This is a genomic window from Kluyvera georgiana (assembly GCF_050990895.1).
GTDB lineage: Bacteria > Pseudomonadota > Gammaproteobacteria > Enterobacterales > Enterobacteriaceae > Kluyvera > Kluyvera georgiana.
The window spans coordinates 4,215,302-4,231,161 of sequence record NZ_CP158865.1 but is presented as its reverse complement, the minus strand read 5'-3'; the positions used below and the strand labels follow the sequence as shown (position 1 = coordinate 4,231,161).

The 15,860-nt window shown below is 54.7% G+C and carries 14 protein-coding genes; 10 read left to right on the top strand and 4 right to left on the bottom strand.

The window, feature by feature from the left end:
- Positions 1-145: 145 nt before the first annotated feature.
- The gene (locus ABTW00_RS20075) at positions 146-1,423 is read left to right on the top strand and encodes a NupC/NupG family nucleoside CNT transporter (protein WP_064547159.1); all 1,278 of its coding nucleotides are present in this window, start codon (positions 146-148) and stop codon (positions 1,421-1,423) included.
- Here the strand turns inward: ABTW00_RS20075 and ABTW00_RS20070 are convergent.
- Together ABTW00_RS20070 and ABTW00_RS20065 are read right to left on the bottom strand one after the other, a co-directional pair.
- Positions 1,418-2,281 carry a YjjW family glycine radical enzyme activase gene (locus tag ABTW00_RS20070; protein ID WP_433637140.1) on the bottom strand — a complete coding sequence of 288 codons (864 nt, stop codon included), beginning with the start codon at positions 2,279-2,281 and terminating at the stop codon, positions 1,418-1,420. The genes ABTW00_RS20075 and ABTW00_RS20070 overlap by 6 nt on opposite strands.
- Positions 2,253-3,803 carry a YjjI family glycine radical enzyme gene (locus tag ABTW00_RS20065; RefSeq protein WP_433637137.1) on the bottom strand — a complete coding sequence of 517 codons (1,551 nt, stop codon included), beginning with the start codon at positions 3,801-3,803 and terminating at the stop codon, positions 2,253-2,255. Before ABTW00_RS20065 ends, ABTW00_RS20070 begins: the two co-directional genes overlap by 29 nt.
- A gap of 258 nt (positions 3,804-4,061) precedes the next feature.
- Between ABTW00_RS20065 and deoC the strand changes: the two genes are divergently transcribed.
- The 4 genes from deoC to deoD all read left to right on the top strand — a co-directional run bounded on the left by deoC (position 4,062) and on the right by deoD (position 8,393).
- Positions 4,062-4,841: a deoxyribose-phosphate aldolase gene (gene deoC / locus ABTW00_RS20060; RefSeq protein ID WP_433637134.1), complete on the top strand. Its 780-nt coding sequence runs from the start codon at positions 4,062-4,064 to the stop codon at positions 4,839-4,841.
- A 133-nt stretch (positions 4,842-4,974) separates the two neighbouring features.
- Positions 4,975-6,297 carry a thymidine phosphorylase gene (deoA, locus tag ABTW00_RS20055; RefSeq protein ID WP_433637131.1) on the top strand — a complete coding sequence of 441 codons (1,323 nt, stop codon included), beginning with the start codon at positions 4,975-4,977 and terminating at the stop codon, positions 6,295-6,297.
- Between the two features lie 52 nt (positions 6,298-6,349).
- Positions 6,350-7,573, top strand: coding sequence for a phosphopentomutase (deoB, locus tag ABTW00_RS20050; RefSeq protein WP_064547169.1), 1,224 nt, complete (start codon positions 6,350-6,352; stop codon positions 7,571-7,573).
- Between the two features lie 100 nt (positions 7,574-7,673).
- Positions 7,674-8,393 (top strand): purine-nucleoside phosphorylase, encoded by a 720-nt coding sequence (gene deoD, locus ABTW00_RS20045; RefSeq protein ID WP_000224864.1) that lies wholly within the window; start codon positions 7,674-7,676, stop codon positions 8,391-8,393.
- 104 nt (positions 8,394-8,497) lie between these two features.
- On the opposite strand, the gene lplA is transcribed toward deoD, so the two are convergent.
- Together lplA and ABTW00_RS20035 are read right to left on the bottom strand one after the other, a co-directional pair.
- On the bottom strand, positions 8,498-9,514 hold the full coding sequence (gene lplA, locus ABTW00_RS20040; protein ID WP_433637124.1) for a lipoate--protein ligase LplA: 1,017 nt from the start codon (positions 9,512-9,514) through the stop codon (positions 8,498-8,500).
- Positions 9,515-9,532: 18 nt separating this feature from the next.
- The gene (locus ABTW00_RS20035) at positions 9,533-10,165 is read right to left on the bottom strand and encodes a YtjB family periplasmic protein (protein ID WP_064547173.1); all 633 of its coding nucleotides are present in this window, start codon (positions 10,163-10,165) and stop codon (positions 9,533-9,535) included.
- A gap of 104 nt (positions 10,166-10,269) precedes the next feature.
- On the opposite strand from ABTW00_RS20035, the gene serB reads away from it, so the two are divergent.
- From serB to ABTW00_RS20010, 5 genes are all read left to right on the top strand, one after another.
- On the top strand, positions 10,270-11,241 hold the full coding sequence (gene serB / locus ABTW00_RS20030; RefSeq protein ID WP_064547175.1) for a phosphoserine phosphatase: 972 nt from the start codon (positions 10,270-10,272) through the stop codon (positions 11,239-11,241).
- A 10-nt stretch (positions 11,242-11,251) separates the two neighbouring features.
- Positions 11,252-12,634, top strand: coding sequence for a DNA repair protein RadA (gene radA, locus ABTW00_RS20025; RefSeq protein WP_064547176.1), 1,383 nt, complete (start codon positions 11,252-11,254; stop codon positions 12,632-12,634).
- A 118-nt stretch (positions 12,635-12,752) separates the two neighbouring features.
- Positions 12,753-13,979 carry a multifunctional transcriptional regulator/nicotinamide-nucleotide adenylyltransferase/ribosylnicotinamide kinase NadR gene (gene nadR, locus ABTW00_RS20020; protein ID WP_065357044.1) on the top strand — a complete coding sequence of 409 codons (1,227 nt, stop codon included), beginning with the start codon at positions 12,753-12,755 and terminating at the stop codon, positions 13,977-13,979.
- 437 nt (positions 13,980-14,416) lie between these two features.
- Positions 14,417-15,193, top strand: a complete 777-nt coding sequence (locus ABTW00_RS20015; RefSeq protein ID WP_433637118.1) for an ABC transporter permease — start codon at positions 14,417-14,419, stop codon at positions 15,191-15,193.
- Complete coding sequence (locus tag ABTW00_RS20010; protein ID WP_433637115.1) at positions 15,190-15,855, top strand: ABC transporter ATP-binding protein; 666 nt, start codon at positions 15,190-15,192, stop codon at positions 15,853-15,855. The genes ABTW00_RS20015 and ABTW00_RS20010 overlap by 4 nt, the downstream gene beginning before the upstream one ends.
- Positions 15,856-15,860: the final 5 nt, after the last annotated feature.

The following is a 15,860-nucleotide window of genomic DNA, read 5'->3' as shown; positions in this document are numbered from 1 at the left end:
TGACTTAGGTCTCATTATTGGCTTTTCGTCTGTTACCGTTGCGTAAAACCTGTGATTTTGAACAAAAAAGATAATTGCGGAACGTTATAATCGGCGCCGTTGGTTTGCCGTAATTATTATATTTTTCAATACACAGGGACTCTGTATGCAAATCCTCATGGGACTCATCGGCATGGTGGTGCTGCTCGCCATTGCCTTACTTCTCTCCAGTAATCGTAAAGCAATCAATCTTCGCACCGTGCTGGGAGCCTGGCTTTTGCAGGTGGGTATCGGTGCATTAATCCTTTATGTGCCTGCCGGGCGTAAAGTGCTGCTGGCAATGTCGGAAGGCGTGGCTAACGTTATCGCTTACGGTAACGAAGGGATCGGCTTCCTGTTCGGCGGCCTGGTCTCCGACAAGATGTTTGAAGTCTTTGGCGGCGGCGGCTTCGTCTTTGCGCTGCGCGTTCTGCCGGTCATTGTCTTCTTCTCCTCGCTGATTGCCGTCCTTTACTATCTCGGCATTATGCAGTTTGTCATCCGTATTCTTGGGGGCGGCCTGCGTAAGGTGCTCAAAACGTCGCGCACGGAATCACTTTCTGCGACCGCAAACATCTTTGTCGGCCAAACGGAAGCCCCGCTGGTGGTTCGTCCGTATATTGCCACGATGACGCGTTCTGAGCTGTTTGCCGTGATGTGTGGCGGTCTGGCATCGGTTGCCGGTTCCGTGTTGGCGGGCTACGCGCAGATGGGCGTTCCGTTGGAATACCTGATTGCCGCATCGTTTATGGCGGCGCCGGGTGGCCTGCTGTTCGCTAAGATTATGGTTCCGGAAACCGAGACGCCGCAGGATTCTCCTACGCTGGAGAAGAATTCGAAAGATCCGGATGCGCCGACTAACGTGCTGGACGCAGCGGCATCTGGCGCGGCATCCGGGATGCAGCTGGCGCTGAACGTGGGCGCAATGCTGTTGGCGTTTATTGCGCTGATTGCGCTGCTGAACGGTATCTTGTCTGGGGTAGGCGGCTGGTTCAACTACCCGGAACTGTCGCTGCAGCTGATTCTGGGCTGGGTCTTCTCGCCGCTGGCGTGGGTGATCGGCGTGCCGTGGAGTGAAGCGACGGTCGCGGGTTCATTTATCGGCCAGAAGCTGGTGATCAACGAATTTGTGGCCTACATGAACTTCGGTGAATATCTGAAGGCGGATGCGGAAGTGGCGGCAGCCGGGTTGCAGGTGATTTCAAACCACACCAAAGCGATTATCTCTTTCGCGCTGTGTGGGTTTGCTAACCTTTCGTCTATCGCGATTCTGATTGGCGGCCTGGGCAGCATGGCGCCGAAGCGCCGTCAGGATATTGCCCAGTTGGGTCTGAAAGCGGTGGCAGCCGGGACGCTCTCTAACCTGATGAGCGCCACCATTGCCGGCGTGTTCCTCGCCCTATAAGTACAGCGCCGGAGGAATAATCTGCGTTATTCCTCCGGCACGTAGCGCCTGGCTTAAGGCTTCAATATCCTGCGGCCCGGCGCTACGCCACGCTTTGGCTTCACCATAAACGCCATGTGCATGAAAAGCGTTAAGACGAATAGCCACCTCACCTAACCCGCCGATAAACTCGCTCAGCGCCTCCGCCTCCTGGAGATAATCCGTTTGGTCGGGAATCACTAACAATCGCAGTTCTGCCAGCATGCCGTGTTCAGCTAACCATTGAATGCTTTTCTTTATTCGCACGTTGCTTCTGCCGGTTAGCGCGAGATGGCAGGCATTGTCCCAGGCTTTTAAATCGACCATCACGCCGTCACACAGCGGGCGCAGCTTTTCCCAACCGCTGATTGGCAGCTCACCGTTACTGTCGACCAGACAGGTCAAATGCTTAAGCGCCGGGGAGCTCTTCAGACGGGCGAACAGCTCGCAGACAAACGGCAGTTGGGTGGTCGCTTCGCCGCCGCTGACGGTAATACCTTCGATAAATGGCGCGACCTTACTGATGTGCTCAATCACCTGCTCAACGCTCATCGACTGCGCCATCGGCGTCGCCTGCTGCGGGCACAGATGCAGGCAGGTATCGCATTGCTGGCAAACTGCGGAGTGCCATGTCACACGACCGTCTTCAAGGCTGAGCGCCTGATGCGGACACTGCAGCACGCATTCGCCGCAATCGTTGCAGCGCCCCATGGTCCACGGGTTGTGGCAGTTCTTACAGCGTAGGTTGCAGCCCTGCAGGAACAGGGCCAGGCGGCTGCCCGGCCCGTCGACGCAGGAGAACGGGATAATCTTACTGACTAAAGCGCATCTGCTGTTCATGGCTCACGACACGAGGTTGACGTTCCAGAATACGGGTATTACGTGCGGCTTCTTCACCGAGCCAGGTGGTATTGGTACGTGAGCCTTCCGCGCGATATTTTTCCAGATCGGACAGACGCACCATATAGCCGGTGACGCGCACCAGATCGTTACCGCTGACGTTAGCGCTGAACTCACGCATACCCACCTTGAATGCGCCGAGACACAGCTGCATCACCGCCTGCGGGTTACGCTTTACGGTTTCATCAAGGGTCAGAATGTCGCTAATGCCCGCGGCGTAGAACGCATGGTGCGGCGCGACGGCCAGCAGATGGCTAATTGGGTCCGGTTCATCGCCGTAAGGCAGACGCGCGCCCGGCGTGGTGCCGGTGTCGGAGCTGATTCCAGACTGTGCGTGCAGCAACGAACGTTGTTGCCAGCCGTACTGCACCGGCGTTTGGGCGACAAATTCGGCCAGCGCCGCGCTGATGCGATAAGCCAGCGTATTGGCCTGCTCATCTTTACCGTAGCGCCCGGCAATGCCGTCGCGTTCGCACAGGATGTTGACCGCTTCCGCCAGCGAGTAGATCCCGAACATCGGTACAAAACGGTCCGGGCTTATCAGCCCTTCGCTCACCAGGAAGCTATTCTCAAAGAAGTGAGACTGCTCGTAGAGGAAGCGGCAGCGGGCATCAATGATATCGATTTGCAGCTGGCAGTAGTGTGGCAGGACGCGGTTGAAGAAATCGTCAATCGAGTTGCTGCGCTGGGCAACCTGCTGCAGATTCATGCGAACCAGGGTGCTGCCGCCGCCGGCGATCGGCAGAGAGTTGTAACAGCTCACGATGCCATATTGACCTTTTGTGAATATTTTATCATTCACCGGGCCGTTAGCGATATGTGGTTTACTGCACTCGCAAATATTTTGTGCCACCTGTAACAGCAGATCGTCAGGTGTGATTTCCGGATCGTAGATAAAAGTCAGATTGGGCGCAACCTGCTTTAATTCAGCCTCGGCACGTAAAATAGCCCGTGTAATCGGCGTGTCGTGAGGGCCAATGTTAACGTGCGTGAAGGCATCGGGCAGCGTGCGATCCAGATAGCGCCAGAAACGTTTTATTCGAATATCGATTTCATCTTGTGTTAGAATTCTAACATAAGGTGACAGCAACGCATCAAGATGACCGAGATATACCGGCATCGCCGTCACGGAAGGAACATGGTGATACAGGATGGTCAGCAGCGATAGGGCATCGTCCAGATCCTGCGCGCCTTCCAGCTCCAGCCATGCGGAGCCGTTGGCGAGAAAACGTTCGTAGTCCGGCAGGACATAGCGCGGTTTGTACGGCGCGTGTCCTTCGAACATATCGCAGATAACACCCTCGGTTAGCGCGGCTTGCGCCTGCTCGGATAACTCAGGATACGGCAGGGTATTCTCGGCTTCTAACGCCAGGAAATGGCGTTTTTGTTCCGGGGATAACACGGAGCTTGTCACAATTTGCTGGCAGTGTTGCAGCAGTGATGATTCTGGCGAAGTGGACATGTTGAATTCCTCAGACGAGCGATGCGCGAAGTGTATGAGAAACGATGAGGGCATCTTTTGATCCGAGCCGTCGAAGTGGTGCTTTATGGCCCATCTTTGGTGGCAAAGTTTGATTAAGATCTCGTTGTTGTTATGCAAATTTGTACGAAGTTTTCACTAAGTGTGATGAAAGTCGAAGTGTGAGCGCGGGGCGGTGTTACAATAATCACAGACCCGCAAGGTAACGATTTAAACGGCAATACGCCGTTGGAGAGCAAAATGACTGATTTAAAGGCAAGCAGCCTGCGTGCACTGCAACTGATGGACTTAACCACCCTGAATGAAGATGACACCGATGCGAAAGTGATCGCACTGTGCCATCAGGCGAAAACGCCGGTGGGCAACACCGCCGCTGTCTGCATCTATCCGCGTTTCATTCCGATTGCGCGTAAAACGCTGAAAGAGCAGGGAACCCCGGACATCCGTATCGCCACCGTCACTAACTTCCCGCACGGCAATGACGATATCGATATTGCTCTGGCGGAAACCCGCGCGGCGATTGCTTATGGTGCTGATGAAGTTGACGTGGTCTTCCCATATCGCGCGCTGATCGCGGGCAACGAGCAGGTTGGTTTTGACCTGGTGAAAGCCTGTAAAGACGCCTGTGCTGCGGCAAACGTGCTGCTGAAAGTGATCATCGAAACCGGTGAACTGAAAGAAGAAGCGCTGATTCGCAAAGCATCCGAAATCGCCATCAAAGCCGGCGCTGATTTCATCAAAACCTCTACCGGTAAAGTACCGGTAAACGCGACCCCGGAAAGCGCGCGCATCATGATGGAAGTCATCCGTGATATGGGCGTACAGAAAACCGTGGGCTTTAAGCCAGCTGGCGGCGTGCGTACCGCTGAAGACGCGCAGCTGTTCCTGTCTATCGCTGATGAACTGTTCGGCGCGGACTGGGCCGACTCCCGTCACTACCGCTTCGGCGCTTCCTCTCTGCTGGCTAGCCTGCTGAAGGCGCTGGGCCACGGCGACGGTAAGAGTGCAAGCAGCTACTAATGCATTATCGTAGCCCGGACGAGGCGCATGCGCGCCGACTCCGGGAGCTTCCCGGCGGCGCTACGCTTGGCCGGGCTACAGGATCGTAGGGCGGTTTCCCCGCCGTGATTCCCCGATTCCAAAGGAGGGTACCTTGTTTCTCGCTCAAGAAATTATTCGCAAAAAACGTGATGGCCTGGCGCTGAGTGATGAAGAAATTCGTTTCTTTATCAACGGTATTCGCGACAACACCATCTCTGAAGGGCAGATTGCCGCGCTGGCGATGACCATTTTCTTCCATGATATGAGCATGCCGGAGCGTGTCTCGCTGACCATGGCGATGCGGGATTCAGGCACCGTCCTGGACTGGAAGAGCCTCAACCTCAACGGCCCGATTGTCGACAAGCACTCTACCGGCGGCGTCGGTGACGTCACTTCGCTGATGCTTGGCCCCATGGTCGCGGCCTGCGGTGGCTATATTCCGATGATCTCCGGTCGCGGCCTCGGCCATACCGGCGGTACGCTCGACAAACTGGAAGCCATTCCGGGCTTCGACATCTTCCCGGACGACAACCGTTTCCGTGAAATTATTAAAGACGTGGGTGTGGCGATTATTGGGCAGACCAGCTCGCTCGCACCGGCGGACAAACGTTTTTACGCCACCCGCGACATTACCGCGACGGTGGACTCCATCCCGCTGATTACCGCCTCGATTCTCGCCAAAAAGCTGGCAGAAGGTCTGGATGCGCTGGTCATGGACGTGAAAGTAGGCAGCGGCGCGTTTATGCCGACCTACGAACTCTCTGCGGCGCTGGCGGAAGCCATCGTGGGCGTTTCCAACGGCGCTGGCGTCAAAACCACGGCGTTGCTGACCGACATGAACCAGGTGCTGGCCTCCAGCGCAGGTAACGCTGTGGAAGTGCGCGAAGCCGTGCAGTTCCTGACCGGTGAATACTGCAATCCGCGTCTGTTTGAGGTCACGATGGCGCTGTGCGTTGAGATGCTCATCTCCGGCCGCCTCGCCAAAGACGACGCTGAAGCGCGCGCCAAACTGCAGGCCGTGCTCGACAACGGTAAAGCGGCGGAGATCTTTGGTCGCATGGTGGCGGCACAGAAAGGCCCAACCGATTTCGTTGAAAACTATGCGAAATATCTGCCGACAGCGATGCTGAGTAAAGCGGTCTATGCTGATACCGAAGGTTTTGTCAGCGCGATGGACACCCGCGCGCTGGGCATGGCGGTCGTTTCTATGGGCGGCGGCCGTCGGCAGGCATCCGATACCATCGATTACAGCGTCGGCTTTACCGACATGACCCGTCTGGGCGACAGCGTCGACGGGCAGCGTCCGTTGGCGGTGATCCATGCAAAAGATGAAGCAAGCTGGCAGGACGCGGCGAAAGCCGTGAAAGCGGCAATTAAACTGGACGACAAAGCGCCTGAAATTACGCCAACCGTCTATCGTCGCATTACCGAATAGTTATATACTGATCTGATCGCTTTTTTGCAGCGCAAGATGTATGGAGAACAAGATGAAACGTGCATTTATTATGGTGCTGGACTCCTTTGGGATTGGTGCAACGGAAGATGCTGACCGCTTTGGTGATGTCGGCGCAGATACCATGGGTCACATTGCCGAAGCCTGCGCCAAAGGCGAGGCTGACAATGGTCGTAAGGGCCCGCTGAATTTGCCTAACCTGACTCGTCTGGGTCTGGTGAAGGCACATGAAGGTTCAACCGGCAAAATTGCCGCCGGTATGGACGGCAACGCGGAAGTGGTGGGCGCATACGCTTGGGCGCATGAGCTCTCTTCCGGTAAAGATACGCCGTCAGGCCACTGGGAAATTGCTGGCGTGCCGGTATTGTTCGACTGGGGCTATTTCAGCGACCACGAAAACAGCTTCCCGCAGGAACTGCTGGATAAACTGGTTAAGCGTGCCAACCTGCCGGGCTACCTCGGCAACTGCCACTCTTCTGGTACCGTGATCCTCGACCAACTGGGCGAAGAGCATATGAAAACCGGCAAGCCGATTTTCTATACCTCTGCTGACTCCGTGTTCCAGATCGCCTGCCACGAAGAGACCTTTGGCCTGGATAAACTCTACGAGCTGTGTGAAATCGCGCGTGAAGAGCTGACCGAAGGCGGCTACAACATTGGCCGCGTGATTGCGCGTCCGTTTGTGGGCGACAAAGCGGGTCACTTCCAGCGTACCGGCAACCGTCATGACCTGGCCGTTGAACCGCCAGCGCCGACCGTATTGCAGAAGCTGGTGGACGAGAAAAACGGCCACGTGGTTTCCGTTGGTAAGATTGCGGACATCTACGCCAACTGCGGTATCACTAAAAAAGTGAAAGCCACCGGTCTGGACGCGCTGTTTGACGCCACCATCAAAGAGATGAAGGAAGCGGGCGACGAGACCATTGTCTTCACTAACTTCGTGGACTTCGACTCTTCCTGGGGCCACCGTCGCGATATCGCGGGCTACGCTGCTGGCCTGGAACTGTTCGACCGCCGTCTGCCGGAGCTGATGGAGCTGGTGGGGGAAGATGACATTCTGATCCTCACCGCCGACCACGGCTGCGACCCGAGCTGGACCGGTACCGACCATACCCGTGAGCACATCCCGGTGCTGATCTACGGCCCGAAAGTGAAACCGGGCTCGCTGGGTCACCGTGAAACTTTCGCGGATATTGGCCAGACGCTGGCGACTTACTTCGGCACGTCGCCAATGGAATACGGCAAAAACATGCTGTGATGCAATTGCCCGGTGGCGCAAGCTTACCGGGCCTACGGTTTTGTAGGCCTGATAAGGCGTAGCCGCCATCAGGCAGTAACAACGTGATAAGGATAAAATGATGGCTACCCCACACATTAATGCAGAAATGGGCGATTTCGCTGACGTAGTTTTGATGCCGGGCGACCCGCTGCGCGCGAAGCACATTGCTGAAACTTTCCTCGAAGATGTCCGTGAAGTGAACAACGTTCGCGGCATGTTAGGCTTCACCGGCACTTACAAAGGCCGTAAGATTTCCGTGATGGGTCACGGCATGGGTATCCCGTCCTGCTCCATCTACACCAAAGAGCTGATCACCGATTTCGGCGTGAAGAAAATCATTCGCGTGGGCTCCTGCGGCGCTGTGCGTATGGACGTCAAACTGCGTGACGTGGTGATTGGTATGGGCGCGTGCACCGACTCGAAAGTGAACCGTATCCGTTTCAAAGATCATGACTTCGCGGCTATCGCTGACTTCGACATGGTCCGTAACGCTGTTGACGCGGCAAAAGCGCTGGGCGTAGACGCGCGCGTGGGCAACCTGTTCTCTGCGGATCTGTTCTATTCTCCGGACGGCGAAATGTTCGACGTGATGGAAAAATACGGCGTACTGGGCGTGGAAATGGAAGCGGCAGGTATCTACGGCGTGGCCGCAGAGTTTGGTGCCAAAGCGCTGACCATCTGCACCGTATCCGACCATATCCGTACCCACGAGCAGACCACTGCCGCTGAGCGTCAGACCACGTTCAACGACATGATCAAAATCGCGCTGGAATCCGTTCTGCTGGGCGATAAAGAGTAAGACCGTGTTGTGCCCGGTGGCGCTTCGCTTACCGGGCCTACATCGGCCTGCGGTTGTTACCGGACGTAGGCCGGATAAGGCGTAGCCGCCATCCGGCAGTCTGCTTAGCGTACCGCTCCCGCTACCCAATTCGCCAGCTCCCGCAGCTCATTCTCCTGTTCCGGAAACTCTGCAACCAGCGCTTCGCAGGTTTGCTGCAGGACGTCAGCACGGTACTGGCAGCCCTGTAAACGCTCAGCCAGTGCCTCCAGCGGCGCAGGATTCAGGCTATCGGTAAACACCTGCGTACGGGTAATCACGCCTTTCTCTACGTCGAAATGCAGCTCAACGCCGCCCCAGGTAAAACGCTCATCCAGCAGATGGCTGAACGCCGGTGCCTGGCCGAAATTCCACTCCCAGCTGCTTTGGCGGGCAAACGTCTCGGCAAAATTAGGCAGATCCGGCACGTTATCTGGAGAGATAATTTCGGCTTCGACACGCTCACCGTAGTGCTGGAAAAACGCCTTGGTTACGGCTTCGCAAATTTGCTGGTGGGTAATCTCCGGCAGCAGTTCTACCAGATTAGCCACGCGCCCGCGTACGGACGTAATGCCCTTTGCCTGGAGCTTTTTCTTGTCTGGATTCAGGTAATTGGCCAACCGGCTCAGGTCGGCATTCAGCAGCAGCGTACCGTGGTGGAAGCCGCGATCTTTCGTTTCCCGGTAGGCTGAGCCGGAGACTTTACGATCGCCTTCCTCCGTTTTGACGATCAGATCGTTACGCCCGGAGGCTTCCGCCGTAATGCCGAGTGAATTTAGCGCCTCGAGTACGATAGCGGTAGAGATTGTCTTATCGTACTCCGGTTTCCCCGCCATAAAGGTAAAGCAGGTGTTGCCAAGGTCGTGGAACACCGCGCCGCCGCCGCTGCTGCGACGCGCCAGGCGGACGTTATCTTCTTCCATGCGCCGGGTATTGCACTCTTTCCACGGATTCTGCGCGCGGCCGATAACGACCGTGTCCGCGTTACGCCACAGGAACAGCACCCGCTGGGTCGCGGGCATCTGGCGAAAAATACACTCCTCAACGGCGAGGTTGAACCACGGATCGTGAGAGTCAGAAAGCAGCAGGCGCAGCGTTGTCATGGCGATTTCCTTTTCTGATTAATCTTTGTCTTCATCCTGCACCGGCTTATTCGCCGTGAGCAGGAACGGCGATTGCTGCCAGCGCGTACGTTTGCCGCGCAGCAGCGTGCGTGCCAGCACCACGCCAATGGCCAGCGACAGCAGCAGCATCAGGCGTAAAATATTGGTGGTGTTATCCACCTGACGGGATTCGGTGGCGATGGTATGCGTATCAAGCGTCAGGCGCAGATAGCCGAGCGGGCCATTTTTTCCCTGAATAGGTTCAACAATCTGCTGATTGAAGTAGCTCCCGGCCTTTTTGCCGTCCAGCGCCAGACGGTCGCGTAATTCAACCTGTTCACCGGCTCGGGCGATAAGGTCACCCTGCTCATCATAGACGCCCGCGTCGAGGATTCGGCTTTTCGCGGTAAGCTGCTTCAGCAACTGGCCAATCTTTTTCTCGTCCGGCGTTTCCGTTTTCATCATCGGCGCGAGATTAAGCGACACCTGATACGCCAGCGTTCTCGCCAGATCTTCAAGCTGCGGATTACGTTGTTTCTGGCTTTGCTGACTGAACCAGGACGCCCCCTGCATCAGCGCGACGAGCAGCGCCAGACAGATAAGAACAATCACCGTACGATGCAGTCGAAATTTCAGTTTTGCGCGAACCATATTCCACCTTTGAAAATTTACAGCTTAATGTTGCCAGAAGCGCTGGTTACAAGGTAGCCTCATGCGTTATTTTCCTGGGCTTAATAAAGAAGATTGGAGCTGTAATGCCAAACAGTTTGACCTGGTGCGACCTGCCTGAAGATGTCTCCTTGTGGCCTGGGTTGCCGCTTTCGCTCAGCGGTGATGAAGTCATGCCGCTGGATTACCACGCTGGCCGTAGCGGCTGGCTGCTGTATGGACGCGGGCTGGATAAAGCGCGTCTGACAACCTACCAGCGTAAGCTGGGCGCGGCGATGGTCATTGTGGCAGCCTGGTGCGTTGAAGACTATCAGGTGATTCGTCTGGCGGGATCGTTAACGCCGCGCGCGACGCGCCTGGCGCATGATGCTGAGTTGGATGTTGCGCCGCTGGGGAAAATCCCGCATCTGCGCACGCCGGGCCTGTTGGTGATGGACATGGACTCCACGGCCATTCAGATTGAGTGCATTGATGAAATCGCTAAACTGGCCGGCACCGGCGAGCTGGTGTCAGAAGTCACCGAACGTGCGATGCGCGGCGAGCTGGACTTCAGCGCCAGCCTGCGCCAGCGTGTGGCAACGTTGAAGGATGCGGATGCCGATATCCTGCGTCAGGTACGTGAGACACTGCCGCTGATGCCTGGGCTGACTCAACTGGTGCTGAAGCTGGAAACGCTGGGCTGGAAAGTCGCGATTGCCTCCGGCGGCTTCACCTTCTTTGCCGAATATCTTCGCGATAAGCTGCGTCTGACCGCCGCAGTAGCCAACGAGCTGGGCATTCGTGATGGCAAGCTGACCGGTGAAGTGGTTGGTGATATCGTCGACGCGCAGTATAAAGCGAAAACGCTGCTGCAGCTGGCTGAAAAATATGAAATTCCGCATGCGCAGACCGTGGCGATCGGCGATGGCGCCAATGACCTGCCGATGATCAAAAAGGCCGGTCTGGGGATTGCGTATCATGCCAAACCCAAAGTGAATGAACAGACGGAAGTCACTATCCGTCATGCCGATCTGATGGGGGTGTTCTGCATCCTCTCCGGCAGCATGAATCAGAAATAAAGAGGTTAACGTGGCGAAAGCTCCTAAACGCGCATTTGTTTGTAATGAGTGCGGTGCGGACTACCCGCGCTGGCAGGGGCAGTGCAGCGCCTGTCATGCGTGGAATACCATCACCGAGGTGCGCGTAGCGGCTTCTCCCACGGTCGCGCGTAATGAGCGCCTGAGCGGCTATGCCGGTAATGCTGGCGTGGCGAAGGTGCAGAAGCTGTCGGAAATCAGCCTGGAAGAGCTACCTCGCTTCTCGACCGGTTTTAAAGAGTTTGACCGCGTGCTGGGCGGGGGGGTAGTGCCCGGCAGCGCCATTCTGATTGGCGGTAACCCGGGTGCGGGGAAATCAACCCTGCTGCTGCAAACCCTGTGCAAGCTGTCAGAACAGATGAAAACGCTGTACGTCACCGGTGAAGAGTCGTTGCAGCAGGTGGCGATGCGCGCGCATCGCCTCGGCCTACCGACCGCCAACTTGAATATGCTCTCGGAAACCAGTATCGAGCAGATTTGCCAGATTGCGGAAGAAGAGCAGCCGAAGCTGATGGTGATTGATTCCATCCAGGTCATGCACATGGCGGATGTTCAGTCGTCGCCGGGCAGCGTTGCGCAGGTGCGTGAAACCGCCGCCTATCTGACGCGCTTTGCCAAAACGCGTGGCGTGGCTATCGTCATGGTAGGGCACGTCACTAAAGACGGCTCGCTGGCTGGCCCGAAAGTGCTGGAACACTGTATCGACTGCTCGGTACTGCTCGACGGTGACGCCGATTCCCGTTTTCGTACCCTGCGCAGCCATAAGAACCGTTTTGGCGCGGTAAACGAACTTGGCGTATTCGCCATGACCGAACAGGGGCTGCGCGAGGTGAGTAATCCGTCCGCCATCTTCCTGAGCCGTGGGGATGAAGTGACTTCCGGCAGTTCGGTGATGGTGGTGTGGGAAGGGACGCGTCCGCTGCTGGTCGAGATTCAGGCGCTAGTGGACCATTCGATGATGGGCAACCCACGTCGTGTGGCCGTTGGCCTCGAGCAGAACCGTCTGGCGATTCTGCTTGCCGTTCTGCACCGCCACGGCGGTTTGCAAATGGCGGACCAGGATGTGTTTGTGAACGTGGTGGGCGGCGTGAAGGTAACCGAAACCAGCGCCGATCTCGCGTTACTGTTAGCGATGGTCTCCAGCCTGCGCGACCGACCGCTACCGCAGGATTTAGTGGTGTTTGGCGAAGTGGGGTTGGCCGGTGAAATTCGCCCGGTTCCCAGCGGACAGGAACGTATTTCGGAAGCGGCGAAGCACGGTTTCCGTCGGGCAATCGTCCCCGCTGCCAACGTGCCGAAAAAAGTTCCGGAAGGGATGAAAGTATTTGGTGTGAAAAAACTCTCCGATGCGCTGAACGTCTTTGACGATTTATAATGTCTGACTCCGGCGTCGTATTGCGACGCCGCTCTCTTTCCCCGGATAGTACCGTGAGTACATCCGGGTTTTTTGTATAATGGGTAGATGGTTCACCCCAATTTAGCAGGAGGCTCTTGTGTCGTCGTTCGACTATCTCAAAACCGCAATTCGTCAGAAAGGCTGTACGTTACAGCAGGTCGCAGACGCCAGCGGCATGACCAAGGGCTATTTAAGCCAGCTTCTGAACGCCAAAATTAAAAGCCCCAGCGCGCAAAAGCTCGAAGCCTTACATCGCTTCCTGAATCTGGAATTCCCACGTCAGCAGAAAAATATTGGCGTGGTATTTGGCAAGTTTTATCCCCTGCATACGGGGCATATCTATCTTATCCAGCGCGCCTGTAGCCAGGTTGACGAGCTGCACATCATCATGGGCTATGACGACACGCGCGATCGTGCGCTGTTTGAAGAGAGCGCGATGTCGCAACAGCCTACGGTGCCTGACCGTCTGCGCTGGCTGCTCCAGACGTTTAAATATCAGAAGAACATTCGTATTCATGCTTTCAATGAAGAGGGCATGGAGCCGTATCCGCACGGCTGGGACGTGTGGAGTGCGGGGATGAAAACTTTTATGGAAGAGAAGGGGATTCAGCCGAACTGGATCTATACCTCCGAGGAGTCAGATGCGCCGCAGTATCTTGAACACCTTGGCATTGAGACCGTGCTGGTGGACCCGAAGCGGACGTTTATGAATATCAGCGGCGCGCAGATTCGTGAGAATCCGTTCCGCTACTGGGATTACATTCCTACCGAGGTGAAGCCGTTCTTCGTGCGTACTGTCGCGATTCTCGGCGGTGAGTCCAGCGGCAAATCGACGCTGGTAAACAAGCTGGCCAATATCTTCAACACCACCAGCGCCTGGGAATATGGCCGTGACTACGTCTTTTCTCATCTTGGCGGCGACGAGATGGCGCTGCAATATTCCGACTACGACAAAATTGCGCTGGGCCACGCCCAGTATATTGATTTTGCGGTGAAGTACGCCAACAAGGTCGCCTTTATCGACACCGATTTTGTCAGCACTCAGGCCTTCTGTAAAAAGTATGAAGGGCGCGAACATCCGTTCGTCCAGGCGCTGATTGACGAATATCGTTTTGACCTGGTGATCCTGCTGGAAAACAACACCCCCTGGGTGGCGGACGGGCTGCGCAGCCTGGGTAGCTCTGTGGATCGCAAAGAGTTTCAGACGCTGCTGGTCTCAATGCTTGAGAAGAACAATATCGATTTTGTACACGTTGAAGAACCCGATTACGATTCACGCTTCCTGCGGTGCGTGGAGCTGGTGAAAGCATTGATGGGCGATTGATAAAAGAGGTGGCCCCTTTGTTAAAAGGGGGCATTCAAAACAATATAAATTAATGATAATAATTTATAATATATATGCGTATCCTATGCTTATTTTTTCGGAAAAACGCTTAGGCGTATTCATTTCCCCTTGTTGATATGTAATGTCATGATTTTTAATAACAAACCATTGGGTTGATTATTATTAATTAATGCATTAAGTTTTATTAAATCAGTTTTCCTAGTCAGCACTAACTTTAAAAGTTAAATTGGCGTCGTTAATTAAATATAGTGGAATACATCAAGGGAATGATGTTGTTTAATTAAATTGCGTGAATTATTAATTCATAACGTCAATTCATTTCCTCGAAATATTCATTTTATTTATTCAGTTTCAGCTAATGCCAAGGCCGTAATGGGTCAGGGCGGTAGCATGCCTGAATAACGGCGAGGATTGTGATGGCGAGAAGTGGTATCGAAGTTCAACGTGCTGCCGTAGAGGCATTATTTCTACGAGAAATAAAAACGCGGTTTGGGAAATATCGCCTTGGATATTTTTGGGCAATACTGGAACCCACTGCGCACCTGCTGGTGATGCTGGCTATTTTTGGCTATTTTATGCATCGCACCATGCCGGATATCTCATTTCCCGTCTTTCTGATTAACGGCATCATTCCTTATTTTCTGTTTAGCCATATCACCAGTCGTTCGATTAGTGCGATTGAGGCCAATCAGGGGCTATTCAACTATCGACCGGTCAAGCCGGTAGATACCGTTATTGCGCGCGCGCTGCTTGAATCGGTTATTTATGGTTGCGTCTATATCATCTTAATGTGCATTGTCGGCTTTGCGGGCGAGGTGTTTGAGATAACGCAGCTGGTGACGCTAATACTGACCTGGCTGCTATTGGTGCTGTTCTCCTGCGGCGTTGGGCTTATCTTTATGGTGGTGGGTAAAACCTTCCCTGAAACCGAAAAGTTTCTGCCGATACTGATAAAACCCCTCTATTTCATCTCCTGCGTGATGTTCCCTCTACATGCTATCCCTCGCGCTTATTGGCCGTATCTGCTCTGGAACCCGATTGTGCATATCGTTGAACTAAGCCGCGAGTGCGTGGTGGTTGGATATGTCAGTGAGGGTGTCAGTTTATCCTATGTGGCTTTTTGTACGCTGCTACTCCTCTTTTTCGGGTTGGCGCTCTACCGTGTTCGAGAAAAGGCAATGTTGACATCATGATCCGAATAGAAAATCTCACCAAGTCCTATCGCACCCCTCAGGGGCGACACTATGTTTTTAAAGATCTCAACATTGAACTTCCCGCGGGGAAAAGCGTGGCGATTATTGGCCGAAACGGTGCGGGGAAATCGACGCTTCTCAGGATGATTGGCGGGATCGACCAACCTGGTAGCGGCAGAATTGTCACCGATAGCACCATCTCATGGCCTGTTGGACTGTCCGGTGGGTTTCAGGGAAGTTTAACCGGCCGTGAGAACGTGAAGTTCGTTGCCCGGCTGTATGCGAAAAAAGAGGAACTTAAAGAGAAGGTCGCTTTTGTCGAAGAGTTTGCGGAACTGGGCAAGTACTTCGATATGCCAATCAAAACGTATTCATCAGGGATGCGCTCGCGTTTGGGATTTGGTTTGAGTATGGCGTTTAAGTTTGATTATTACCTGGTGGATGAGGTGACCGCAGTGGGGGATGCCAGGTTTAAGCAGAAGTGTGCGGATTTATTTAAGGAACGCCATCAGGAGTCGAGCTTTTTGATGGTTTCGCATAGTTTGAATAGTTTGAAAGAGTATTGTGATGTGGCGTTGTTTGTGGGTAGGAATAATAAAATAGTTATTCTGAACTCTATCGATGATGCTATTTCTTGTTATCAGAATGAAGAGTTTATTTAATATGG

Coding starts and splice junctions, on each gene's coding strand:
- ABTW00_RS20075 (WP_064547159.1), top strand. CDS start 146: ATGCAAATCCTCATGGGACTCATCGGCATGGTGGTGCTGCTCGCCATT.
- ABTW00_RS20070 (WP_433637140.1), bottom strand. CDS start 2,281: ATGAACAGCAGATGCGCTTTAGTCAGTAAGATTATCCCGTTCTCCTGC.
- ABTW00_RS20065 (WP_433637137.1), bottom strand. CDS start 3,803: ATGTCCACTTCGCCAGAATCATCACTGCTGCAACACTGCCAGCAAATT.
- deoC (WP_433637134.1), top strand. CDS start 4,062: ATGACTGATTTAAAGGCAAGCAGCCTGCGTGCACTGCAACTGATGGAC.
- deoB (WP_064547169.1), top strand. CDS start 6,350: ATGAAACGTGCATTTATTATGGTGCTGGACTCCTTTGGGATTGGTGCA.
- deoD (WP_000224864.1), top strand. CDS start 7,674: ATGGCTACCCCACACATTAATGCAGAAATGGGCGATTTCGCTGACGTA.
- lplA (WP_433637124.1), bottom strand. CDS start 9,514: ATGACAACGCTGCGCCTGCTGCTTTCTGACTCTCACGATCCGTGGTTC.
- ABTW00_RS20035 (WP_064547173.1), bottom strand. CDS start 10,165: ATGGTTCGCGCAAAACTGAAATTTCGACTGCATCGTACGGTGATTGTT.
- serB (WP_064547175.1), top strand. CDS start 10,270: ATGCCAAACAGTTTGACCTGGTGCGACCTGCCTGAAGATGTCTCCTTG.
- ABTW00_RS20015 (WP_433637118.1), top strand. CDS start 14,417: ATGGCGAGAAGTGGTATCGAAGTTCAACGTGCTGCCGTAGAGGCATTA.
- ABTW00_RS20010 (WP_433637115.1), top strand. CDS start 15,190: ATGATCCGAATAGAAAATCTCACCAAGTCCTATCGCACCCCTCAGGGG.